Source organism: Blastomonas sp. RAC04 (genome assembly GCF_001713435.1).
In the GTDB taxonomy this organism is placed as follows: Bacteria; Pseudomonadota; Alphaproteobacteria; order Sphingomonadales; family Sphingomonadaceae; genus Blastomonas; species Blastomonas fulva.
The window spans coordinates 2,620,560-2,642,512 of the sequence record NZ_CP016460.1 but is presented as its reverse complement, the minus strand read 5'-3'; the positions used below and the strand labels follow the sequence as shown (position 1 = coordinate 2,642,512).

The 21,953-nt window shown below is 63.2% G+C and carries 24 protein-coding genes; 5 read left to right on the top strand and 19 right to left on the bottom strand.

Annotated features, from left to right (window positions below):
• Both BSY18_RS13325 and BSY18_RS13320 read right to left on the bottom strand, forming a co-directional pair.
• On the bottom strand, nt 1-726 hold the full coding sequence (locus BSY18_RS13325; RefSeq protein WP_054135540.1) for an SDR family oxidoreductase: 726 nt from the start codon (nt 724-726) through the stop codon (nt 1-3).
• 11 nt (nt 727-737) lie between these two features.
• Nucleotides 738-1,166: a nuclear transport factor 2 family protein gene (locus BSY18_RS13320; protein WP_231684003.1), complete on the bottom strand. Its 429-nt coding sequence runs from the start codon at nt 1,164-1,166 to the stop codon at nt 738-740.
• A gap of 128 nt (nt 1,167-1,294) precedes the next feature.
• On the opposite strand from BSY18_RS13320, the gene BSY18_RS13315 reads away from it, so the two are divergent.
• On the top strand, nt 1,295-2,326 hold the full coding sequence (locus tag BSY18_RS13315; protein WP_171900236.1) for an LLM class flavin-dependent oxidoreductase: 1,032 nt from the start codon (nt 1,295-1,297) through the stop codon (nt 2,324-2,326).
• Between the two features lie 26 nt (nt 2,327-2,352).
• On the opposite strand, the gene BSY18_RS13310 is transcribed toward BSY18_RS13315, so the two are convergent.
• Together BSY18_RS13310 and BSY18_RS13305 are read right to left on the bottom strand one after the other, a co-directional pair.
• Nucleotides 2,353-3,840: an aldehyde dehydrogenase family protein gene (locus BSY18_RS13310; RefSeq protein ID WP_054135538.1), complete on the bottom strand. Its 1,488-nt coding sequence runs from the start codon at nt 3,838-3,840 to the stop codon at nt 2,353-2,355.
• Nucleotides 3,837-5,435, bottom strand: a complete 1,599-nt coding sequence (locus BSY18_RS13305) for a GMC family oxidoreductase (RefSeq protein ID WP_069050856.1) — start codon at nt 5,433-5,435, stop codon at nt 3,837-3,839. Before BSY18_RS13305 ends, BSY18_RS13310 begins: the two co-directional genes overlap by 4 nt.
• 96 nt (nt 5,436-5,531) lie before the next feature.
• Here BSY18_RS13305 and BSY18_RS13300 point away from each other — a divergent pair, with 96 nt between their 5' ends.
• From BSY18_RS13300 to BSY18_RS13290, 3 genes are all read left to right on the top strand, one after another.
• Entirely contained in the window at nt 5,532-6,677 is a 1,146-nt protein-coding gene (locus tag BSY18_RS13300) for a sulfotransferase family protein (RefSeq protein ID WP_054135536.1), read from the top strand.
• Complete coding sequence (locus BSY18_RS13295; protein ID WP_054135535.1) at nt 6,674-7,837, top strand: DUF1214 domain-containing protein; 1,164 nt, start codon at nt 6,674-6,676, stop codon at nt 7,835-7,837. The genes BSY18_RS13300 and BSY18_RS13295 overlap by 4 nt, the downstream gene beginning before the upstream one ends.
• A 67-nt stretch (nt 7,838-7,904) precedes the next feature.
• Nucleotides 7,905-8,663, top strand: coding sequence for an SDR family NAD(P)-dependent oxidoreductase (locus tag BSY18_RS13290; protein ID WP_054135534.1), 759 nt, complete (start codon nt 7,905-7,907; stop codon nt 8,661-8,663).
• 13 nt (nt 8,664-8,676) lie between these two features.
• On the opposite strand, the gene BSY18_RS13285 is transcribed toward BSY18_RS13290, so the two are convergent.
• The 5 genes from BSY18_RS13285 to BSY18_RS13265 are packed head-to-tail and all read right to left on the bottom strand — an operon-like array spanning nt 8,677 to nt 14,028.
• Nucleotides 8,677-9,456 (bottom strand): hypothetical protein, encoded by a 780-nt coding sequence (locus BSY18_RS13285; protein WP_054135533.1) that lies wholly within the window; start codon nt 9,454-9,456, stop codon nt 8,677-8,679.
• Entirely contained in the window at nt 9,453-10,295 is an 843-nt protein-coding gene (locus BSY18_RS13280; protein WP_054135532.1) for an SDR family NAD(P)-dependent oxidoreductase, read from the bottom strand. Before BSY18_RS13280 ends, BSY18_RS13285 begins: the two co-directional genes overlap by 4 nt.
• A 12-nt stretch (nt 10,296-10,307) precedes the next feature.
• Complete coding sequence (locus BSY18_RS13275; RefSeq protein ID WP_054135531.1) at nt 10,308-12,656, bottom strand: membrane-bound PQQ-dependent dehydrogenase, glucose/quinate/shikimate family; 2,349 nt, start codon at nt 12,654-12,656, stop codon at nt 10,308-10,310.
• Nucleotides 12,653-13,414, bottom strand: coding sequence for a spirocyclase AveC family protein (locus BSY18_RS13270; RefSeq protein ID WP_054135530.1), 762 nt, complete (start codon nt 13,412-13,414; stop codon nt 12,653-12,655). Before BSY18_RS13270 ends, BSY18_RS13275 begins: the two co-directional genes overlap by 4 nt.
• Nucleotides 13,411-14,028 (bottom strand): nuclear transport factor 2 family protein, encoded by a 618-nt coding sequence (locus BSY18_RS13265; protein WP_335617668.1) that lies wholly within the window; start codon nt 14,026-14,028, stop codon nt 13,411-13,413. The genes BSY18_RS13270 and BSY18_RS13265 overlap by 4 nt, the downstream gene beginning before the upstream one ends.
• A gap of 37 nt (nt 14,029-14,065) precedes the next feature.
• On the opposite strand from BSY18_RS13265, the gene BSY18_RS13260 reads away from it, so the two are divergent.
• Nucleotides 14,066-14,596: an ester cyclase gene (locus tag BSY18_RS13260; protein WP_054135528.1), complete on the top strand. Its 531-nt coding sequence runs from the start codon at nt 14,066-14,068 to the stop codon at nt 14,594-14,596.
• A gap of 90 nt (nt 14,597-14,686) precedes the next feature.
• Here the strand turns inward: BSY18_RS13260 and BSY18_RS13255 are convergent, their stop codons facing one another.
• The 10 genes from BSY18_RS13255 to BSY18_RS13210 all read right to left on the bottom strand — a co-directional run bounded on the left by BSY18_RS13255 (nt 14,687) and on the right by BSY18_RS13210 (nt 21,944).
• Nucleotides 14,687-15,439, bottom strand: coding sequence for an SDR family NAD(P)-dependent oxidoreductase (locus BSY18_RS13255; protein WP_054135527.1), 753 nt, complete (start codon nt 15,437-15,439; stop codon nt 14,687-14,689).
• On the bottom strand, nt 15,436-16,284 hold the full coding sequence (locus tag BSY18_RS13250; RefSeq protein WP_054135526.1) for an alpha/beta fold hydrolase: 849 nt from the start codon (nt 16,282-16,284) through the stop codon (nt 15,436-15,438). Before BSY18_RS13250 ends, BSY18_RS13255 begins: the two co-directional genes overlap by 4 nt.
• Nucleotide 16,285: 1 nt before the next feature.
• Nucleotides 16,286-16,807 (bottom strand): VOC family protein, encoded by a 522-nt coding sequence (locus BSY18_RS13245; RefSeq protein ID WP_054135525.1) that lies wholly within the window; start codon nt 16,805-16,807, stop codon nt 16,286-16,288.
• Between the two features lie 41 nt (nt 16,808-16,848).
• Nucleotides 16,849-17,244 (bottom strand): MaoC family dehydratase, encoded by a 396-nt coding sequence (locus tag BSY18_RS13240; protein ID WP_054135524.1) that lies wholly within the window; start codon nt 17,242-17,244, stop codon nt 16,849-16,851.
• Complete coding sequence (locus BSY18_RS13235) at nt 17,241-17,699, bottom strand: hypothetical protein (protein WP_054135523.1); 459 nt, start codon at nt 17,697-17,699, stop codon at nt 17,241-17,243. Before BSY18_RS13235 ends, BSY18_RS13240 begins: the two co-directional genes overlap by 4 nt.
• Nucleotides 17,700-17,715: 16 nt before the next feature.
• Entirely contained in the window at nt 17,716-18,879 is a 1,164-nt protein-coding gene (locus tag BSY18_RS13230) for an acyl-CoA dehydrogenase family protein (protein ID WP_054135801.1), read from the bottom strand.
• An 86-nt stretch (nt 18,880-18,965) separates the two neighbouring features.
• A complete protein-coding gene (locus BSY18_RS13225; RefSeq protein WP_054135522.1) occupies nt 18,966-19,517 on the bottom strand; it encodes an NADPH-dependent FMN reductase in 552 nt (183 codons plus the stop codon).
• A complete protein-coding gene (locus BSY18_RS13220; protein ID WP_054135521.1) occupies nt 19,514-20,278 on the bottom strand; it encodes an SDR family oxidoreductase in 765 nt (254 codons plus the stop codon). The genes BSY18_RS13225 and BSY18_RS13220 overlap by 4 nt, the downstream gene beginning before the upstream one ends.
• A complete protein-coding gene (locus tag BSY18_RS13215; RefSeq protein ID WP_082382363.1) occupies nt 20,278-21,003 on the bottom strand; it encodes an alpha/beta fold hydrolase in 726 nt (241 codons plus the stop codon). The genes BSY18_RS13220 and BSY18_RS13215 overlap by 1 nt, the downstream gene beginning before the upstream one ends.
• A complete protein-coding gene (locus BSY18_RS13210; RefSeq protein ID WP_054135520.1) occupies nt 21,003-21,944 on the bottom strand; it encodes a VOC family protein in 942 nt (313 codons plus the stop codon). The genes BSY18_RS13215 and BSY18_RS13210 overlap by 1 nt, the downstream gene beginning before the upstream one ends.
• Between the last annotated feature and the right edge of the window lie 9 nt (nt 21,945-21,953).

The window sequence follows — 21,953 nt, the reverse complement described above, 5'->3', positions numbered from 1 at the left end:
CTAAAACCCCTCCGATGTGGCATAGATGTGCATTCTGGCCGCGTTGGCGTTCCCGGTCTGCTCGCACATGAAGAGGATGGCGCGGGCAATGTCCTGCGGCACCATGGCGGGAATGTATTCATCCCATCCCGGCTGGCCCCTGGCCTTCATATCCTCGAAAATCTCGGTCGATGTGGTGCCCGGGGCTACCTGTCCGACCCTGACGCCGCTGCCTGCAAGCTCTATGCGCAGCACGTCGGTAAAGCGATCCAGCGCCAGCTTGAGGCTGCCATAGACCCCGGCGCCTGATGCCGACAAACTGGCGCCGATGCTGGAGATGTTGACGATCTGCCCGCTGCCGCGTTGCTTCATTGCCCTTGCAAACAGGATGCTGCTGCGCACGACAGCGCTGTAGTTGATCGCGATCATCGGCTCCAGCTGGGCCAGGTCGAAGCTATCGACATGGCTGGTGCGCAGGATACCGGCATTGTTGACCAGTATATCCACCTGCCCAAGCTGTGAGGTGGCCGCGTCCAGCATCGTTTGGGCCGCATCGACCGAAGCCAGATCGATCGCGAGGCAACAGGCTCCTGCGCCTATGTCTTCGGCCAGTGCCTCCAGCCGATCGAGCCGCCGGGCAATCAGCATCACGCGCGCGCCGGCACCGGCCAGCGCCCGCGCGGTCGCCTCGCCGATGCCCGCCGATGCGCCGGTTACCACGGCGGTCTTTCCTGAAAGGCTGGTCATGCGCGCGTTCCTCAATCAATCAGCACGGGGGTGAACTGCCGCCGCGCAATGCGCCAGCCCCCGCTGGTGCGGATCAGCTGGTCATCATAATATCCGATCCCGCGGTGGATGGGCCCGCCGTTCTGGACCGGCATCAGCAACGCATCGACATAGGCGCGTGTGCTCACCTGACCATCGACCTTGCGGATTTCGATGTTGCTGATCCGGTGCAGCGTTGCGCCGAGGTCTGCGTGAACCTGCTTCATGAACTGGGCGACCGCCGCAGCGCCGTGCCATTTGCCGAAACTGCCGTAATCCGCTTCGCAATCTTCCGAAAAGCAAGCGCGCAATCGCTTCCAATCGCGTTGATCGATCGATGTCCCATAGGCCACCAGAATGGCGTGAATGTCTCGCTCATCCTGAGCGCTCAGGCTCGATCCCGCCGTCATGGTCTGGTTCATCCGGCACTCCCCTCTTTTGTGGAGCCAAGGCTAGCTGCTGCGCCAACCGCAACGCCCTTCTTTGGATAGGCGTATTGCCCGCCCGCTCGGCAATCATGTCGGCAGGGCGCAATGAGGGGATATTGCCGATGCTGGTATCGAGTCTGTGCATGGTCGGCTATGATGGGCCCGCCCCAGGACTTGAGATCTGGCCAGCGCAAGCTGCCTATTGCCAGCGCGACGTCGCCTTGGCCTCGTTCAATCACAGCCTCGCCATGGCGCGCAAGGCCGACGCTCTGGGTTTTGACTGGGTCAGCGTGTCGGAGCACCATTATGCGCCTTACATCATGACCCCCAACCCTTGTGTGATGGCGGCGGCACTGGCGCAGGTGACCAGCCGTGCCAGGCTTGCCCTGCTGGGCCCGCTGGTTCCGCTGAGCAACCCGGTTCGTTTGGCCGAGGAACTGGCGATGGTCGACATGCTGAGCGGCGGGCGGCTGGTCGTGCTGTTCTTGCGGGGTACGCCGAACGAGCACCAGACCTACGATACCGATGCCAATTCCACTCGCGCGATGACGCAGGAAGGCATCGACCTCATCATCAAGGCATGGACAGAGGATTCGCCATTCGCCTGGGATGGTGATCAGTTCCAGTTCAGCACGGTCTCGGTCTGGCCCCGAACGGTGCAGACGCCGCACCCACCGGTCTTCGGATCGGGCAACAGTGATGAGTCGGTGCGCTTTGCCGCCACCCGGCGGATGGGCATTGCGTTTTCGTTCGCGCCGCCAGACGCCGTGCGGAACTGGGTTGCGCTTTATCATGCCGAAGCCGACAAGGCCGGCTGGCAGCCGGGGCCGGAGCATATCCTGTATCGCGGCATCGCGTATGCGGCGCCCAGCGATGCGCAGGCGTTCGACGAGATGGGCGCGTTCTTCGGCGCAAAGGCAACCGAGCAGGCGCAGATACAGCAGCAAACGCTGGGCGGTCCGCCGGTAGTGCCGCTGATACTCGAACCTTATTTCGTGGGTGGACCAGATACGCTCAAGGGCAGGTTCGAGGCGATCCGCGATTGCGGGGTGGGGGTTGTCGATCTAGCCTGGGGTGTCGGTGCTCCCGCCCAGCGCGAGGCATCGATGGACTGTTTTGCCCAAGGCGTGCTGGAGACGGCGCAGGGGCTCTGACCCGCCACCGCCGCCCCTGTCACCGCTCAGCCGATGGGATAGAAGACCGACTTTTCGTGCTGATACTCGCGCAGCCAGTGCGGCCCATATTCGCGGCCTATCCCTGAACGCTTGTAGCCGCCGATTGGTGCAAAGCTCATCGTGCCGGTGCCGCCATTGAGCGCCACGCTGCCGGTGCGGATGCGCATCGCCATGGCATAACCTGTCGCTGCATCGGCAGTTTCGATCGCGCCGTTGAGACCATAGCGCGAATCGTTGGCAATTTGCACCGCCTCGTCGTCGCTGTCGAAGCCGATGATGCAGCCGACCGGACCGAAAATCTCGTCCTGCGCGATCGCCATGTCGTTTGTGACATTGTCGAACAGAGTGAAATCGGTGAAAAATCCCTGATCAAGCCCGGCGGGTCGTCCACCACCACAGACCAATGTAGCCCCCGCCGCCTTGCCGAGTGCAATGTAATGCTCGACCTTGGCGCGCTGGCTTTCGCGGATCAGCGGCCCCATCGTGACGGCCGGGTCGGACGCATTGCCGATCCGGATGTGTGCCGCAAATGCGGTTGCGGCGGCGACAAAGGCCGGGCGAATGCTGTTGTGGACCAGCAGCCGCGTGGGAATTGCGCAACCCTGACCGGCATTGACCGACAAGAAGCCGACGGCCATCGCAGCGGCTCGCTGCACATCGGCATCATGGCGCACGATCATCGCGGACTTGCCGCCAAGTTCGAGGTGCACCTTCTTCAATGTCGGTGCCGCCTGCGCCATGATGCTGGCACCAACCCCCTCGGATCCGGTGAAGGTCACCATGTCGACCCTGGGGTCGGTACACAGCAGCTGGCCTTCACTGGTGCCACCGGTGACGATGTTCAACACGCCTGCGGGCAGGCCGATCTCGTCGCAGATCTGTCCGAACAGCAGTGCCGAATAGGGCGTGAACGGCGAGGGTTTGAGGACCATGGTGCAGCCCGCCATCAACGCCGGACCGATCTTTGCCAGGTTCAGCAGGAACGGGAAGTTGTACCCGGTAATCGCGCTGACCACACCGAACGGCTCACGCACCACCGTGGTGCCACCGATGCTTTGCGGGCCGCCGGGCATCATCATGTTGGGTGTGATGTCGATCGGCAACCGATCAGCTTCATCGCGGCGGCCATAGCGGATCGTCGATGCCAGATGGTTGATCGGATTGGCGACCTGCATCAAATGGGTGATGCCCTGCGCGCAGCCGACCTCAGCGACGATCAGCGCCGCAATGTCAGCCTGGCGAGCCCGCAGCGCCGCGACCATCCGGTCGAGCACATCGCCGCGTTCGTCCATCGTCATCTGCGGCCATGGGCCGTGATCGAATGCCGCACGCGCCGCAGCGATCGCCGCATCGACCTGGGCACTGTCGGCAACCGGCGCATGGCCGATCACTGCCTCGGTTGCCGGATTGATGACCGCCTCGTGACCACCCTGCGGCGCGACATGCTGGCCGTCGATGTAGAGCGTTGCGATATCGGTAAACGGTACGGTCATGCTGAAGCCCTATCTGCGAGGATCATGTCTGCCGCATTCATGGCGATGGCCATGGCGGGTGCATTGGTGTTGCCCGAAACGAGTGTCGGCATCACCGAGGTATCGCAGACGCGCAAGCCCGTGACCCCGCGCACGCGCAGTTGTGGGTCCAGCACACTGCCGGCGTCGGCACCCATCGCGGCGGTCCCTGCGATGTGAAAGCTTGTGCCGCCCAGCTGCAGCAGGTTGGCCATGATGTCCTCATCGGTCCGGGCAGCGGCACCTTTGCCGGTTTCCTCGATAATCCAGCCCGCCAGCGCCGCCTGCTGACCCAGGCGCCGCAGCCATTTGAAAAGGTCGAGCGCTGTCTGCCGGTCGATGTCCTCGGCGAAATGGTTGGCATGTATTTCGGGCGCGGCGTCGGGATCGGGCGAGGTGATATGCGTCCAGCCCCGACTCTCCGGGCGGGTGAAATAGCCTAGCAGCCGCATGCCGGGGAATGGATCGAGCAATGGCGCGCCATCCGGGCCGATCGACATGGTCACCAGCATCGACCCAATCTGCGCGTCGGGTCGGTCAAGCTCGGGTCGGGTCTTGATAAAGCCCCCGATCTCGTGGGCCGCGTCGGTCATTGGACCGGAACCCAGCAGGAAGTAGCGCAAAACCGAGGCCAGCAGTCCGAGCCCCTGCAGCTTCTGGTTGGAACTGCCCCGCGTCACCTTCCAGTCGAGCGCAACATAGCGATGCTCACGCAAATTCTCGCCGACCAGCGGGCTGTCGACCCGCGTTTCGATGCCCAGCGCCTGCAGCCTGGCGCCAGCGCCAATGCCGGAGAGCTCGAGTAGCTTGGGGCTTTCGACAGCGCCAGCGCTGAGGATGATGTCGCGGCGGCATCCGATCGTCTGGCCGCTGAGAGTAATACCGCTGGCCCGCGTGCCGTCGAAAAGGATGCGTTCGACCCGAACGCCGGTCAGGATGTCCAGATTGGGTCGGCTGCGGACCGGATCAAGAAAGGCGCGAGCGGCTGAAAACCGTTTCCCCTTGTAGGTTGTGAGCGTCTGATATCCCATGCCCTGATCTGCGACGACATCAAGCGCGTTGACATCGGCAACCTGCGGAACCCCCATCTCGCCCGCTGCCGTCAGCATGGCATCGCACAGCGGGTTGCCCGAAGGATGCTGCGAGATCCGCAAAGGTCCGCCTGCGCCGCGTCCATCACCGGCCCCAAGCACGTGGTCTTCGAGAGCAATGAACTGCTTGCCAATCCGGTCCCAGCCCCAGCCTTCACACCCGGCGCTGGCCCAATCGTCATAATCCTGCGGGCTCCCGCGCATGTAGACCATGCCGTTGACCGAGCTCGACCCGCCGACTGTCCGGCCCTTCAGCCACACTTCCTGCGGCTGGTTGCCTGCCGGGGTCACCGGATAGGCATAGACATGGGGATTGCCCGGAGCGAGCAGCTTTCCGATCCCCCGCGGCATGCGGATGAATGGACTTCTGTCGTCGGGCCCGCTTTCGATTAGCAGCACGCGGGCGCGGGGATCAGCAGACAGCCGGTTGGCCAGCACGCAACCTGCCGAGCCCGCTCCGACGATGATGTAGTCATACGTTTCCATCGGTGCAGATTGCCTCCCGCTTCCTCGCCGGGACCTTTCCACAGATAGGGCCGCGAACCATGCGCGCATTGCATCGTGCGGACAAAGGGGAAATCGATGATGTTGCAGCGACCTGATGCCGACGCCATGCTGGCCACAGCAGGCCTGGATGGCGAGATGGCTGCCGGCACCCGCCCAGGCCTGGCTGCAGCGCTTACCGCGCTGGAAGACGAGAGGGGTCTATCGCCCGCTGGCCGGGAGCGGGCGCTGGCGCAGTTCGAGGACAATCTTGCACGCCTGGCAGCCATCGCCCGCGATCGCGCCGAGCACCCCGAGATCGCCGATGTCGTCATCGACCGGCCGGTGTTCATTCTGGGTCTGCCGCGGTGTGGCACGTCGATCCTGCATGCGCTGATCGGTGCCGATCCGCAGGTGCGAACGCCGCTGCAATGGGAGGTCGCCGCACCATCGCCGCCGCCCGAAGCGGATACGTTCGATACCGATCCGCGCGCTGATGGCTTCGATGCCTATGTTGCTGCGAACTTCACGGGCGCCTGGGCAGATGTGCTGAAAGCGCACCCGATCGGCGCGCGCGTACCGCAGGAATGTGGCATGATGCTGGAAACTGCGTTCCAGGGGATCAATCCCAGCATGCTGTTCAGCCTGCCCGGCTATTATGCCTGGTATCGCGAGGCGGACACCAGTTTTGGCTACCGGGTACACAGGATGTGGTTGCAGCACCTGGCGTGGAAGAATCCGCGCAAGCGTTGGGTGTTGAAGGTGCAGGAACACGCCTATCATCTGCCCGAGCTGATGTCGGTCTATCCTGATGCTGTGCTGGTACAGCCGCACCGCGATCCGGCCACCGTGATGGCGTCGATCTCTCGGCTTATCGAGGTCATCCGCTGCGTGAGCTTCACGGACATCGACCGCCCGGCGCTGGGCCGGGAACTGCTGCATCTCTGGCATGACGGGCAGGTCCGGTCGATGGCGTGGCGAAAGGCCAACCCGCAGATCAAGGTCCACGATCTTCGTTTCAAGGATATCGTCGCCGATCCGGTCGCCGCGGTGCGGGGCATCTATGCGCATGCGCAGATGGATTTCACGCCCGAGACCGAGAACGCCGTCAACACCTGGTGGGCCGCCAACCCTGCGGACAAGCACGGCCAGCACCGCTATGAGCTGGCAGATTATGGTCTCACCCGCGAACAGGTCGAAAGCGTCTATGCCGACTATATCGCTGCCTATCGCGATTATTTGTGAGCTGCTGGGACGAAACCGTCGCCAGCCTTGGTGCGACATCCGACCTCCTGGGGCTGCTGGCCGATCCCGATGATCCGCAACAAGCGGCAGAGGCGGAGCGGCTGTTCCTGCTAACGCTCGCATCAGGCTGGTTCACCGCCTTTGCCGATTCCGACCTGCCCGATTTCGTGCCAGCGGTGAACACGCATCTCAACTGCGTCGGCACCAATCCCGATTTCATCTACGGGGCCGCCTCGATCGACGGCGCTGGCTGCTATGTCCTGTCGGGGGAGCGGGGCAGCGGCCTGTTCGTCCATCTCGACATCGTGGCGGGCGGGCTGGGCGTGATGGAACCGCTTGGCCCCTCGCTCGGCACGCTGGATTTCGACAGCCTGACGCTCGATGAGAATGGGCGCTTTTCGCTGCTGCTGAGCGCGGAGCGACCCGCCGACTGGTCCGGCGATTGGCACCGGCTGGACCCTGCCGCGCGGTCGCTCTCGCTTCGTCAGGCATGTTATGACTGGGGCGTGGGGCGCGAGGCGCGGATCGCGATCGAACGCACCGACAAGCCGCATCAACCCCGGCAATGGTCTGCGCCTGAGATTGCCGAACGGCTGGCAGCGCTCGCCGCTTATCCCCGCCGCTTGGCCGGCATGGCGCTGGGGTTCATCAAGTCGCAACGCGACAAGGGCCTGTGGAACTTGCTGGAGCACGACGACTGGGCGGGGCGGGGCGGGGTGACCGGTCAGCATTATTACCAGGGGCTGTTCGATCTCACACAGGGTCAGGTCCTGCTGCTGGAAACCGACCTGCCCGAAACCGTTCTCTACTGGAATGTCCAGCTCTCCGACATGCTGTGGAACAGCATCGACTGGATGAACCGCCAGTCGAGCCTCAACGGCGGGCAGGCGCGAATTGATACCGATGGCCGGTTTCGCGCGGTCATCGCCATGGACGATCCGGGCGTGCCGAACTGGCTCGATACCGGTGGCAACCTGCAGGGCGCGATCATGCTGCGCTGGACCCGCGCCAGCAGCGGGCCAGCGCCTTCGCTGCGTGTGATCGAAGCAGCGGCCCTGCGCGACCACCTGCCTGCAGATACTCCCGTCGTTGCCCCGGACGAGCGACAACGCCAGCTGCGCGCGCGCCGCCGCAGCGTCCAGATGCGGCGGCGCTGGTGATTCGCCTGATCTTTGCACGGCCGCAAGCCGGGCGCGCCTTTGGCACCAATCCACCGAAAGGACAGTCATGAGCGGACCAGAATTCAGTGGCAAGGTGGTGCTGGTCACCGGCGCAGCATCAGGCCTGGGCCGCGCGGCGAGCCTGCGCTTCGCAGCCGAAGGCGCGCAGGTCTTCATGGTAGATATCAACGCCGAAGGGCTTGCCGAAACGCAGCGGCGCATTGCGGCGGCGGGCGAGGATTCCTGTCAGCTTGCCTGCGATCTGGCGCAGGCCGAGAACTGCAGCAGCGCGGTTGATGCCGCGATTGCGGCCTATGGCAGGCTGGACATACTGTGCAACATAGCGGGCATCCTGAACTTTCATGCGCTCGGCAATGTCACGACTGACGCCTGGTCGCGGATATTTGCCATCAACGTGACTGCACCGTTCTTCATGATCCAGGCGGCGATGCCGCATTTGCTGGCAAGCAGCGGCAACGTCGTCAACATCGTCTCGACGGCGGCGTTTTCAGGCCAGGCCTATCTCGCGCCCTATGCGGCGAGCAAGGCGGCGCTGCTCAGCCTGACGAAATCGCTGGCGATGGAATTCATGCACCAGCCTGTGCGGATCAACGCGCTGGCTCCCGGCGGGATGCTGACTGAGATGGTGCAGAGGCTGGAGTTTCCGCCGGATGCCGACCAGAGCCTGGTCGCGCGCTACATCGGCATCCGCCCCCCGTCGCAGCCCGAAGACATTGTCGAGCCTCTACTGTTCCTCGCTTCAGACCGCGCCCGGTCGGTCCACGGCGCCATCTACACCGCCGACAACGGCATCACCGCGGGCTGATTGGCCGCACCCTTTACGCCGCGCCGAGCTTTTCGGTGCCTCCGGTCAGCACCCGGTCACCCATATGGACGCGGGCGCGCTCCTCGGCGGCAAGTGCCTGCGATGTCGGGTGGGCGACGTCGTCCTTCGTCAATCGCGCGGTCAGCCTGTCCCAATGGGTAATCCGCAATGTCGCCGGATCGATTTCCGGCGATTGGGCGAGCATCGGTGCATCCTGCCATCCCCGCCAGGCCGCAGTATCGTTGACCCTGTAGATGCCGACATAGTGGTATGCCGGGCTGGTCGGGATCATCTGGCCATAACTGCGAAACATCAGCAGCGCTGCGGAATGGACGCCAGTCCGCCGCACAGCTTGCGGAAGATAATGGTCGGCATACCATGCGCGCAGGCGATCATCGGACCCCGGTGTGGCGTTGAACTGTTCCAGCACGATGCCGCCGCCGTGCGGCGTCTCCGGATCGGGGTTACGGAACGCCAGCGGATAGTAATGATAATCCTCGAGCACGCTGTCATCGATGGCATCGCTGACCATCATCCGGTTGGTGAGGGCATTCTCCCAATGTTCGCGCGAAAAGCGCTCGGCGTCGAACACGTCGTAAAGCGCAAGGCACTGCCAGTCGAAACCGTCGAGCAGGGCGACCGGCTGGGCGGTGCTGAGCGCAAACCGCTCGGCGGCAATCGAACCACGAAAGCGCAAGGCATCGCGGACGTGGATGTTGGTGTACCAGTCGTCCATGTCGGCCTCGCGCCCCGGATGCGCCTTGGTCATCACAACAAGCACAGCCTGGATCATGGCTGCTCTCCCGTTGCTGCAGAATTGGGCATGCGCGGCGCGCCCATGCTAGCGCGATAGGATATCGGCTGCTTGCCATCATTGTCTGCAATGCCGTACCGGATGCCTAGCTCTGCCCCGATCAGCGCCTGGCCGGACAGCGGCATCAATTCGGGATCGCGGTAAAGCGCATCGATCACCAGCCCGGTGAATTCGGGGGTTTCCCAGGTCGGCAGCATGGCGCGCAGGTCGTCGGGTATCATCTCAGGCGGCATCGCCCGAACCGCGTCGGTCAGGATGAAGCCTGGCCAGATCGACACCGCCGCCACGCCATAGGGTGCAAGGTCAGCCGCCATATCGGCGGTCATCTTGTCGGTTCCGGCCTTGGCTGCGCCATAGGCTGGGCCATGAAAATACGAGACCGCGCCATAGAACGATATGCTTGCGATCAGCCCCTTGCCCGCTGCCGCCATCAGCGGTGCTGCGTACCATGCGGCGACATAGTTGGACCGCAGGCCGACCTCGATCATCTCGGCCAGCCGCAGAGGTTTTTCCCAGAACGGTCCGGGCGCGATCAGATCTTGCCCGTACACTGCCGCCGCATTGTTGACGAGAATATCGAGGTGGCCCATCTCGTCGCGCACTCTGGCGAAGGCTGCTGCCACCGCACCGTCGTCCCGGTGGTCGCACTCAAGGGCTAAGGGTTTGCCGCCGTGCGCCTCGATCTCGGTGCACACATCGGCCAGCGCTGATGCGTCTCGGCCTGTCACACCGACCATCGCGCCGCAGGATGCAAACGCGCGGGCGATGCCGCGCCCCAGTCCCCGGGTCGCCCCGGTCACAACGACATTGCAGGACATGGCGGGTTCTCCTTATCGGCTGGTTTTGCGGGGCAAGGCAAAGGCGACGAGCTGGTCGCTATAGCCCGAGAGGATTCCGCCATGGCCGCCAGCGGCAATCACGACGAACTGGCGGCCTGATTTTGCCGACCAGTAGCTGATTGGTGTGGCATTGCCTCCTGCGGGCAGACGGCCTTTCCACAGCTCCCGGCCGGTGCGGATGTCGTACGCCCGGATCCTGTGTTCCTGCGTCGCGCCGATGAAGGCCAGCCCCGATCCGGTGACCACCGCACCGCCGATGTTGGGCACGCCCATGGGAATGGGCAGCCCGGTGGACATCAGCAGCGGACCACTGTCGCGCGCCGTGCCGAACGGCTTCTGCCACAGCAGCGTGCGGCTATTCAGGTCCACTGCGCTGATCAGGCCGTAGGGCGGCTGGGTGCAAGGGGCGACCAGCGGCGACAGGAACGGAGCGATCGCGGCGGCAAACGGAGTGCCCTGCTGCGCAACCGGACCTGCGACATTCTCGAAGCTGGGCTTGGCGACGGGCTTCAGCCCCATCGCATCGGCGACGGCGCGATGCAGAAGCTTGTTGTAGTTGATCACGTGCGAGGAGTTGACGATCATGATGCGGCTTTTCGGATCGACCGCAACGCTGCCCCAGTTGTTGCCACCCAGCGCGCCCGGCCAGGTGATCGTCGGACGATCATCGCCGATCGGCGTCAGCGTCCCTTCAAACCGAGCCTGCCTGAAGCGGAGTCGGCACCAGGCCTGGTCAATCGGGGTCAGCCCCCACATCGTCGGCTCGCTCGGCCGGGGTCCTTCGAAGCTTGGAAGGCCGGTCGAGAACGGCTGGGTGGGAGAGGATCGCTCACCCGCAACCTGGCTGACCGGCACCTTCTGCTCGGTAACTTCCGCGATGGGCTTGCCGGTGCGCCGATCGAGCATGAAGATTTCGCCGCGCTTGGTGGGCTGCAGCAGCGCCGGACGGCCATCGGCAAGATCGACCAGCACCGGCTGCGATCCGACATCATAGTCCCAAAGGTCGTGGTGCGTGGTCTGGAATGACCAGCGCGGCCTGCCCGTCGCCACATCGAGCGCCACGACCGAGCTGGAATACTTCTCCATGGCCGGGGTGCGGTGTGCACCATGATAATCGGGGGTCGCATTGCCGGTCGGGACGTAAACCAGACCCAGCGCCTCGTCGGCGCTCATCACGCTCCAGCTGTTGGGGGTTCCGGGGGTGTAGGTCTCGCCCGGTTCCGGCTCGGTCGCCTTGTCGGGGCTGCCCATATCCCACGCCCAGGCGAACTGCCCGGTGACAGCGTCATAGGCGCGGATCACGCCCGAGGGCGAGCCGGTCGTCTGGCCATCGGTGACCCAGCCGCCCAGCACCAGCCTGCCTGCCACGACGGCTGGCGGGGAGGTGAGGTGGTAGTAACCTGTCGGAGCCTTGCTCATACCCTTGAGCAGATTGACCGCACCCCTGTTGCCGAAACCCTGGCAGGGCTTGCCGGTGGCAGCGTCCACCGCCAGCAGCCGCGAATCGATCGTGGCGGTGTAGACACGCTCGGCACAGGCAGCGCCGGGCAGGGAATCGGGCTGACGGTAATAGCTGATCCCCCGGCAGGTCTGGCCGAAGATGCCATCGGTGTCGGCGTGCGCGGCAAAGCGCCACACTTGCCTGCCGGTCTCCGCATCCAGCGCGATGATGTCGTTATAGCCTGTGCAGACGTACAGCCGGTCGCCGATCTTCAGCGGCGTGGCCTCAAACGGGGCAGGGTCGCCATTGGGCTCCTTGCCAGCCGAAAAGGTCCAGGCCCTGCGGAGCGCTCCGACATTGGCGGGCGTGATCTGTGCAAGCGGTGAATGCCGGTTGCCGCCTTGCGCATTGCCATAATGCAGCCATTCGCCATCGCGTGCGTCGTTAGGCCCAGCGCCGGATGCGGCAAGATCGGTCCCGCCGGTGATGCGGTCGTTCCAGAAGATCCAGCCGGTTCCGCCCGCAAGACTGATTATGGCAAGCGCGAGCAGGCCGCCACTGAGCGCGGTCACAGGCTTGACCCCCAACGAGCGACGCACCCACGGCGTCAGCAGCCACAGCCCGATCCCGGTCAGCAATCCCAGCCGAGCCGCCAAGGCCCAGCCGTTCAGGCCCGATTCCCAAAACGCCCAGGCCAGTGTGACAGTCCAAAGCCCGCCAAACAGCAGCAGGGCGCGCGCCGATTGGGTCCACAACAGCCATGCCGTCGCCAGCAGGGCAAGGCCAGCGGGTAGATAATAGAGGGACCCGCCCGCAAGGATAAGCTGCGTTCCGAGCCAGACAAGCGCCCCGCCCATCAGGAGCAGCAACGCTGCAAGCAGGCGGTTGAGGATTGTCATGGCACGAGCACGCTGGGCCCGCCGAACAGCGCCCGACCGATCACCGCCGGCGCTATGTTGACGACAAGAAAGCTCACCTGGAACACAGCGACCATCGACCAGAGCCGGGTCCATTCGCGCCGCCAGCCGGCCGTGCGTTCCTCGGCACCTGCCCACATCTCGTGCGGCATGAAGCCTTGCGGATTACGCCGGGCAAGCAGCGCAACGAATAGTCCTGCCCACAGCCCGAGCAGGATCGGGAATACCAGCGGCAGGCGCCCTTTGGGGCTTTCCAGCGCCGGACCGATGACGACATCATAGGTCCACCAGCCATTGGCGACCGAACTGCCTTCGACATTGATCTGATAGGCCAGGAACAGCGGCATTGCGATGACCAGAGCGATCAGGGTGGTGGACAACCGGGGAAGCCTGCGGTTGAGCCACCGGGTCAGCGCGACCAGCAGGGGGATCGACAGGGCAAACCACCAGCCCCAGCTGAAGGGAATGAACAGCGGCTTGACCGGGGTGGTGAACGCCATCTCACCCCAGAACGGCAGCCGCGCAAACGCAGGGTTCCAGGCGAGATAGGCGCCCCAATCACCGAAGAACTCCTGCCAGAAGGCACTTGTTGCCGCCACCAGCACCAGGCCGAACAACGGGATACGACGGTCCTTCAAGGTGAACACGATCGCCAGGACCGCAAGCGCGCCCCAGATCCAGAAGCTTCCGGTCTCCATCATCCACGGGTTGACCGGCTCACCCATATCCGGCGCGGTCATGCCACCAGCTGCCGGATATAGTCGGGCAGATTGTGGTTGAAGCACTTCTTTTCATAAAGGCTGGCGATCCGCCAACCCTGCTCTGTCCGCCGCAGCTGGTGGATGTACCAAAGGCCAAAGAACATCGTCTGCGGTTGCCCGTCATCGCCGGGCACCACCATCGGATTGTTGCACACGGTGCGGGTTTCGCATCGGTCGCCGTCAAACCGGTATTGCGTTGTCATGACCGCGTGCTGCACGGCGGTGATCGGTGCAAGGCTCTCCGTCAGGAACGCCTTTATCTGAGCAAGCGATCCCTTGATCCCCACCATCTCGCTATAATCGATGATGGCATCTTCGGTGAAAAACTGGTCGAGCGCGTCAAAATCCCGGTCATCGACCGCATAGCAATAGCCAACCAGCAGATCCTGGATTTCGAACCGGTCAGACATCTCCTGCACAGAAAGGGTCATGGCAATCCAGCTCCGCATTTTGATTGTTTTCGCTTTTTCCCCTAGCAACCCGGCAAGGCTACAGGCCTGCCCGAAGGTAGGTTGCAGTGTGACGCTGGGCTGGAAAAGCTTGCGTATTGACTGGCTGGCTGGCCCTTCTGGACCAGACGGCACCTTCCCCACGGCCGCATCATCACGGCAGAATTACTGGAGACCCAATATGGCTGGCCGCATTCCCCCCTTCACCATCGATGATTTCAAGCTTTCGCCCGAAAAGCGTGCCGAGATCTGCGATGGCCTGACCGACCGCCAGACCTTCATGGTCAATCAGTGGATGGACCTGCACGATAAGCTCAACGTGGGCGACTGGGGCGGCTTCGACGAGTTCATGGACACCGAGAAGATGACCTACGACAATCCGAACCGTCCGGATCTGGGTACGTTCGAGGAATGGAACACTTCGCCACGCGCGCTGTTCACGACCTTTCCGCCGAGCGTCTACCGTACGCTCAAGGCATGGGGCAAAGGCGATGATGAAATCTGCGTGCTGTGCCATCACCACGGTAAGCACACCGGTGGCCCCTATATGGGCGTGCAGCCTACCGGAAACCAGCTCGATGTGCTGTGGTTCAGCTGGATCAAGTTCGAAGGCGACAAGATCATCCACATCTACTCGATCTCTGATGTGCTTTCGATGCTGATCGATCTGGAAGTGATGAAGGCACCGCAGCCGGTCGATCCCTATAAATAAGGACCACGCCTGGTTGGTCAGGAAGAGGGGGCTCCGGCCCCCTTTTTTGTTTTAGCCGACAACGCCCGGCGCTCGACGCTCGACGCTCGTTCAGAGGCTGAAACCGCCATCGACGATCAGCGTCTGACCAGTGATGTACCGCGCACGGCTCGAGGCGAGGAAGGCGATGGCATCGCCTATATCTTCGCCACTGCCGAACCGGCGCAGCGCCACCGATTTCTTCTGGTTTTCCCAGATATCGGGCGAATACAGCGTTTCCAGGAAATGGCTGCCTAGCCCTGCATCGATGATGCCGGGCGCAACCATGTTGGCTCGGATGCCGAACTTGCCCTCTTCCTTCGCGATCGCCCGGCCCACCGCCTCCATGGCGGCCTTGGGAACTGAGGAGAGTGCATCGCCCGGTGGAAAGCAATAATTCGCGACCGAAACGACGATCACGAAATTGCCGTGCTTCTGGGCCCGGAAGATCGGCAGTGTGGCTGCTACCACGCGGGTCAGCCCGATGAGTTCGGTTTCGATCACCTCGCGCCACTGGCTCTCGTCGATTTTGCTGACGAACGGCTGGTCGATAGCCACGCCAGAGGCGAACACCATGGTGCCTATGCCACCGAAATGGGCCTGGGCCTGCAACACCGCCGATTCGATCGAGGCTTTGTCCGATAGGTCGCAATGGACCGGCAATCCCTCGCATGTGCCCGATATCCCGGTCGCAACCGCTTCGGCCTTTGCCTTGCTGGACCGGTAGCCGATGGCAACACCGGGCCAGTCACGCGCCAGCGCCGTCACCGCCGCCGCACCCAGCCCGCCGGTTGCGCCGACCACAAATGCAGCATGGCGGGTCATGCAGGGACTCCTTCGGGGATGCGCGCAAGGCAGGCCAGCAGTTCCGCCGCAAAGGCATCGTTACGGTCGGCGGTGAACATGTGCCCGGCACCCTTGGCGATGATGACTTCGAGCTGCGGGGCCAATGCGCGGAAACGGTCCACTCCGGCATCGGTGACCAGATGGCTATGCTCCGCTCGCACCAGCATCACGGGCGATGTTACCCGTGCGGCGGCGGCCAGCAGAGCCTCGCCTTCGCTCGGCGGGTGCAGGAACTCGGCTCTGCCGGTTGCCGGGTCCCATCGCCAGTGCCAGTGACCTGAGGGATCCTGCCGCATGGCGCGAGCGAGTCTGGCGGAATCGACCAGCCTTGGCTGGTCAAGATTGCGAGAGAGCGAATCCGCAGCCTCATCGAGCGTCGCAAAACCGATTGCCCCTTCTGCGAAGAAGTTGCGGATACCGTTGATGCCGGAATCCTCCATCAACGGCGCGACATCTGCGAGCATGATCAGGCGTACCCGCCCAGGATGACGCGATCCGCCGACCAGTGCCGCCTGACCGCCGCGCGAAGCACCGACAAGCGTCACGGGCCGTGCGAAGTGCGCCAGCAAGCGCTCGACATCGCGGGCATAGGCATCGAGCAGATAGTCGCCGTCCGCCGCCCATTCGCTGTCGCCGTGGCCGCGCAGATCGACGCTGATGCCGTAATATCCTGCCTTTGCCACTGCAATGGCCGAGCCGAGCCATGCGCTGCGGCTTTGACCTCCGCCATGGAAGAACAGCACAGGGGAAGCTGCCGGATCGCCAAAGGCGCTTCCGGCAAGCTCCACCCTGTCTGCCTTCAGGCGGATGGTCTGCGGCGACACATCATTCCGCCGCGATGGCGACGGTCTCTGCGTGCGAGGGGTGTTCACCGGGGCCTGCATAAGCAAACTTGTTCGGCGCATGATGCCATTTGCCGTCGTTGCGGCTTTCATAGGGTGAAGCGACCTCGATCAGGCACCCGTGGGTGCTCTGGGCGCCGACCCAGCTCCATTTCTGCCAGGTCATGTCTGGGTCGTTGAAGCATTCGCCATCGCCGGGCAGGTGGATGCCGTCGGCCTTGAGCTTTGCCATCGCGCCGGGGACGTCATCGGTGGTGAAGCACAGGTGGTGGACATGTTCGCCAACCTTGTCGAGCCTGCGTCCCATCGGGGTGCCCGGCGCCGGCTGGATGAACTGGATCTCGGTCGAATGTTCGTTAACGAAGGTCGCCCACTTCATCCCGGCATCATCGCCCGAGGAGAATTCGTCATATTTGACGATGCGCTTTTCAAGGCTCTGCGGATCAAGGACGCGCAGGATCTTCGTCCAGTCCTCGATGGCTTTTTCAAGATCGCGCACGACCATGCATACATGTGCAAAAGGACCACTTGGCATATCGACTCTCCTTAACTCGGGATCAGAATAGTTGCAGTGCCGGCGTTCACGGTGCCGCGTCCTTCGACGTCGAGCGTGAATGTGCACGAAATACGGTTGCCATCGATGGAGGTGATGCTCCCCGATGCGATTGCCTTGTCGCCACCATAGACATTGTCGAGGAACCGCGAGTCCATGGTTTCGATGGTGCATCCGGGGAAGGCGGTCATCAGCATGTTCATCATGTAGGCGACGTTGATCGGCCCCTGGTTGATGACGCGATCGCCCAGCCCCTTGGCCTTGACCACTTCGACGTCGAGATGGATCGGATTGGGGTCGGCAAGAAACACCGACCATTGCCGCATCGCCTCCGGGCTGACGCCGGGAATTACGAACGGCGCAAGGGCATCACCAACAGCATGGGTCATGCGGCAAGCTCCTTGCGCGGCAGGACCCAGACATTGTCGGTCTCCACAACACAGGTGTCGTCAGCCTGCCGGTGCAGGCGCAGACGGTAGGTGAGGACATCCATGACGCCAAGCTTGCGGCTCAGCTTGCGCACCAGCGACAATATTTCGCCGGTTACACGGTAGCTGTCGCCGACCATCAATGGTGCCTGGAAACGCACGCCGGACGATCCCATCATCGGGCCTTCCTCGACATCGAACTCGCAGGTTTCGCACACCCCGGCGACAGTCTTGCCCATCGCGACCTGGGTGGCGATGTAGTAATAGATCGGATGCGCGCTGCCGTCGTCTGCCGGTTCCACACCGGTCGATCGGCACAATGCCGCGTTTTCTTCAGCGGTGATCGTAAAGATTTTCGTGCCGTCCAGCGATGTGCCGGCGACGTCCGGGGCAGGGGGCAGTTCGGTCTCTTGCATGTCAAACGCCTCGACTTCAAAACGACCGGGGAAGGCCAAGGTTTTCCGCAATGCTGTTGCGGACCATTTCGTTCGATATGGGAGTCATCCGCAGGATGCGGTGATCGCGCCAGTAGCGCTGCATGTCGGTTTCTGCGGAATAGCCCATGCCGCCCAGGATCTGGATGCCAAGATCTGCCGCCTCGACCGCCCTTTCAGTGGCCACCATCTTCAGCATGTTGGCCTCGTTGCCACACGGCATGCCCTGGGCCTGCATCCACGCCACGTTGTATAGCAGCAATTCGGTCAGCTTCTGCGATGTCGCGATGTCAGCGACATAATGCTGCAGGATCTGGAATTCGCCAATAAATTTGCCAAATGCCTTGCGCGTCTTCATATAGGCAAGCGCATCTTCCAGCACGCCGTCGATCGCGCCGAGGCACTGGGCACCGACCATGATGCGCTCGTTGTTCAGGCTGGGCAGCATCGCGCCCCACGCCATGTGCGGTTCGCCCAGCACATCGCTATCGGGCACGAAGACATTGTCATAGGTGACCGAACAGCTGCCCATCGCCCGCATGCCAAGCTTTGGCAACAGCGACGCGGTAATGCCGTCTGACTTTGCATCGACGAAGAACGCCGTCAGCCCGTGGTGCTTCTTGGCGGCATTGCGATCCGACCGGCACAAAACCAGCAGACGGTCTGCCGCGCGCGCACCCGTGGTCCACATCTTGGCGCCGTTGATGACCCAGCCGCCGTCGACCTTGTCGGCATAGGTCTTCATCGCGCCAAGCACGTCGGTGCCGCCATCGGGTTCCGTCATCGACAGCGAAACGCGCATGTTGCCCGCTGCCATTTCCGGTAGCCACTTGCGGCGCTGTTCCTCGGTACCTGCGACGGTAAGGGTCTTTGCACCACCGAAGGATGTGAGGCCCCACACCCAAAGCAGGCCGCCTGCGGTGCGCGCCATTTCGCGCGCAAAAATCATCTGGGTGACGACATCGCCGCCCAGTCCGCCATATTCCTCTGGAATCCCGATGCCGAAAAAGCCCTGCTCTTTCAGCTTGTCCCAGATGACATAAGGGTAGTTTTCTTCATCGGCCTCCAGCGTGCGCATGAGGTCCTTGGGCAGTTCAGCATCCACCCAGCGACGCACCACGTCACGGAACGCGACCTGTTCCTCCGAAAGATTGAAATCCATGTCGACATTTTCTCCTGCAGTCTGGTTCACAGCCGCAGCGCCGGTCTGCACCTATCGACCGGAAGGAAGCGCGCAAACTCGTGCGCCTATCGCCGAAGGAATTCGAACTGCTGGTCAACCAGCAGCCCGAGCTGCTGCCGGGTTGCAGGCGCGCCGATCACATCCTCGCCCGGGCTGGCCGGTATGCTGTTGATCGCCACGCCAAGCGGGGTTGGCCAGCCGCGCAGCGCGTGCACGATCGCCCGCAATTGTCCGAGCGTCGCAACCGCCGCCTGCCAGCCCGCTGCGGTCGCGATGCAGCCGACAGGCACGCCGGAAAAATAGCATCGCGGATCGCCGCTGGTGTCCTCGACATAATCAAGCGCGTTCTTCACCAGCCCGGACAGCGCGCCGTGATAGCCCGGCGAGCCGATGATGATGGCATCTGCGCTTCGCAGCGTGGAGACCAGATGGACGGCTGCCTCGGTGCGATTGGCGTTTTCGGGCGCATAATGCGGCAGGCCCAGTGCCTCGGCGCCCAGCAGGGTGGTGCGGGCACCGCGGGCCTCGGCAAGGCCGAGCGCGGCCACCAGTGCTCGTTCGGTCGAGCTGCCTGCGCGCGTTGTTCCGCCCAGCGCAACGAAATGCGGCGCCGTCATATCGCCAGCCCGCCTTCGACCGGCAATACGCTGCCCGTCACATAGGCTCCCGCCCGGCTGGCGAGATATATGGCGGCGCCCGCCATGTCCTCTGGGGTTCCCGTGCGGCCGCGCGGCACCATCGATACGACCATCGCGCGCATCGCATCGTCGGTGATCACGGTCATGTCGCTTTCAAAGAACCCGGGGGCGATGGCATTGACGGTGATATGCTGGGGGCCGAGCTTCTTGGCGAGCGAACGGGTGAGCCAGTGAATCGCCCCTTTCGATGCCTGATAGCTGTAAACCTCGCGCGGGCCGATCTTGAGCGCCCCGACCGAGCCGATGTTGATGACGTTGGACGGGCGATCGGCACTGGCCCCGGCGCGCAGCTGCGGCAGAAGCTGCTGCATCAGGAAGAAGGGTGTCTTGAGATTGAGGTCGATGACATCATCCCATTGGTCTTCGCTGAAGGCATCGAGGGGTGCGTCGGTCAGTGTGCCTGCGTTATTGACCAGAATGTGCAGCGCAGGCTCGCGTGCCGCAATCTGCGCCACCAGCTCGGCGATGCCCTCCAGGGTTGCAACATCGGCGGTCAGGCCGATGCAGTCCCCGCCAATGTCGGCAACAGCGTGCGCAACCTTGTCGCTGTCGCGCGCGCAGATATAGACCCTAGCGCCCGCAGCTGCGAGACCGGTGGCGATCATCCGGCCGATGCCGGCGCTACCGCCTGTGACCAGTGCGACTCGGCCGGCAACCGAAAAAAGACCCGCAGCGTCCATCAAGCGATAATCTCCAGCATGATCTTGGCGACCCCCTCAGGATCGCCAACGTTGAAGGCATGGTCGCCCGGATGATCATGCACCGGCCAGCCGAGCGTTCGGGCGCGTTCGTGCATCGCGGTCATTATCGTGTGCTGTGCGGCGATATAATCAGCCGGGTGCGTGATGCTCTCTGCGCCCACCGCAATCGCGCAGCAGGTTGCCCGCATCGGTTGATCTGACAGGCGGTCGAGCAGCCATTGCTCGCGATTCCGGTCCATCATGTGCGGATGTTCCTTGGCCATTGCGCGCTGCTGTTCGTGGACGCCCGACCCCACCGGACCCTGTCCGCTGTCGAGCAGGGCATCCAGCCCGGCCATGTCCGCCTCGCTGGCAAAGCCGAGCAGCGACAGGATCCGCTCGCCCGCATGGGCGATGATCGCATCGAGGAAGATCACGCGGCGGATGCGCTCGCCAGCCTGTGCCAGCACTCCCGGTGCCACCGTACCGGCATAGCTGTGCGCCACGAGGATCACGTCATGCAAGTCTTCATAATGCAGTACATTGACGATGTCGGTGACATGCGTTGCGTTGCCGACATCGCGGTCGATCAGATGGACACGCTCGCCAAAGCCGGTGAAAGTCGGGGTGAATACGGTGTGTCCCTCGGCCTCAAGCACCGCACGCATGTGCTTCCAGGTCCAGCCACCCATTCCGCCGCCGTGCATCAAGAGAAAGGTTGCCATTACGCAGGTGCTCCCGGTTCAAGATTGGCGACGAGTTCGGGCGGCACATCCGGCCCCCACAGGTAGAAGCTGTCACTTGGATCGTGCTGCGCGGCGGGCCACTCGCAATCGGCGGGGATATAGTCGATATCTGCCGAAAACTCGGCATAGCTGCCCCAGGGGTCGCGCGCATAATAGAAATAATTTCCGCCCAGCACGTGCCGTCCGACACCCCATCCCTGCTTGAACCCGGCGCGGAACATCTGGGCGGAACCGAGGCCGACCTCCTGGAAAGAGGCCACATCCCAGCTGCTGTGATGCATGCCGCGATGGGTCGACCCGACAAGCGCCAGCAGGTGATGGTCGCTGCCATGCGCGCCGTGCAGAAACGCGACCACCGGCCCGCTGCCGTCGGACAGGCGCAATCCCAGCATCGTTTCATACCAATGCGTCGCTGCGATCACGTCGGTGGTGTAGATGGCAAAGTGCGACAGATGGCGAGGCAAAGTCTTCGGCGCTGACGAATTGAATACCGCGCCCGATGTTCCAGCCGCAGACGAAATCGTCTCGAACCTGGTCTTGTCCGCAGGCGAACATTTGTCCGCGACCCGGATGTTGATCGGCAGGCCATCGAACCCCTCGATCCACAGTCCATCTTTGGGCGCTCCGATCACGGGATCGATTCGGGTTGCGCCGTGACTTTCCAGATGCGCCGCGATCGCGGCTTCGTCCTCGGGATAAATGCCGAAGCTCAGATAGCGCAATTGCTTGACCGGACCCTTTGTGATCCTGCCCCAGCATTGGGGATTGCCATATGTATGCAGCCCCAAGCCATCGTCCGAACTGCGCACGTCCAGCCCGAACGCATCATAGAAGGCATGCGCCTCCTCAAAGTCAGGCACCTGAAGCCCGAAATGGTCGATCGAGTGGATTGCCAGCGCGTTGGCACGCTTTTGCGGCATGGTTCTCTC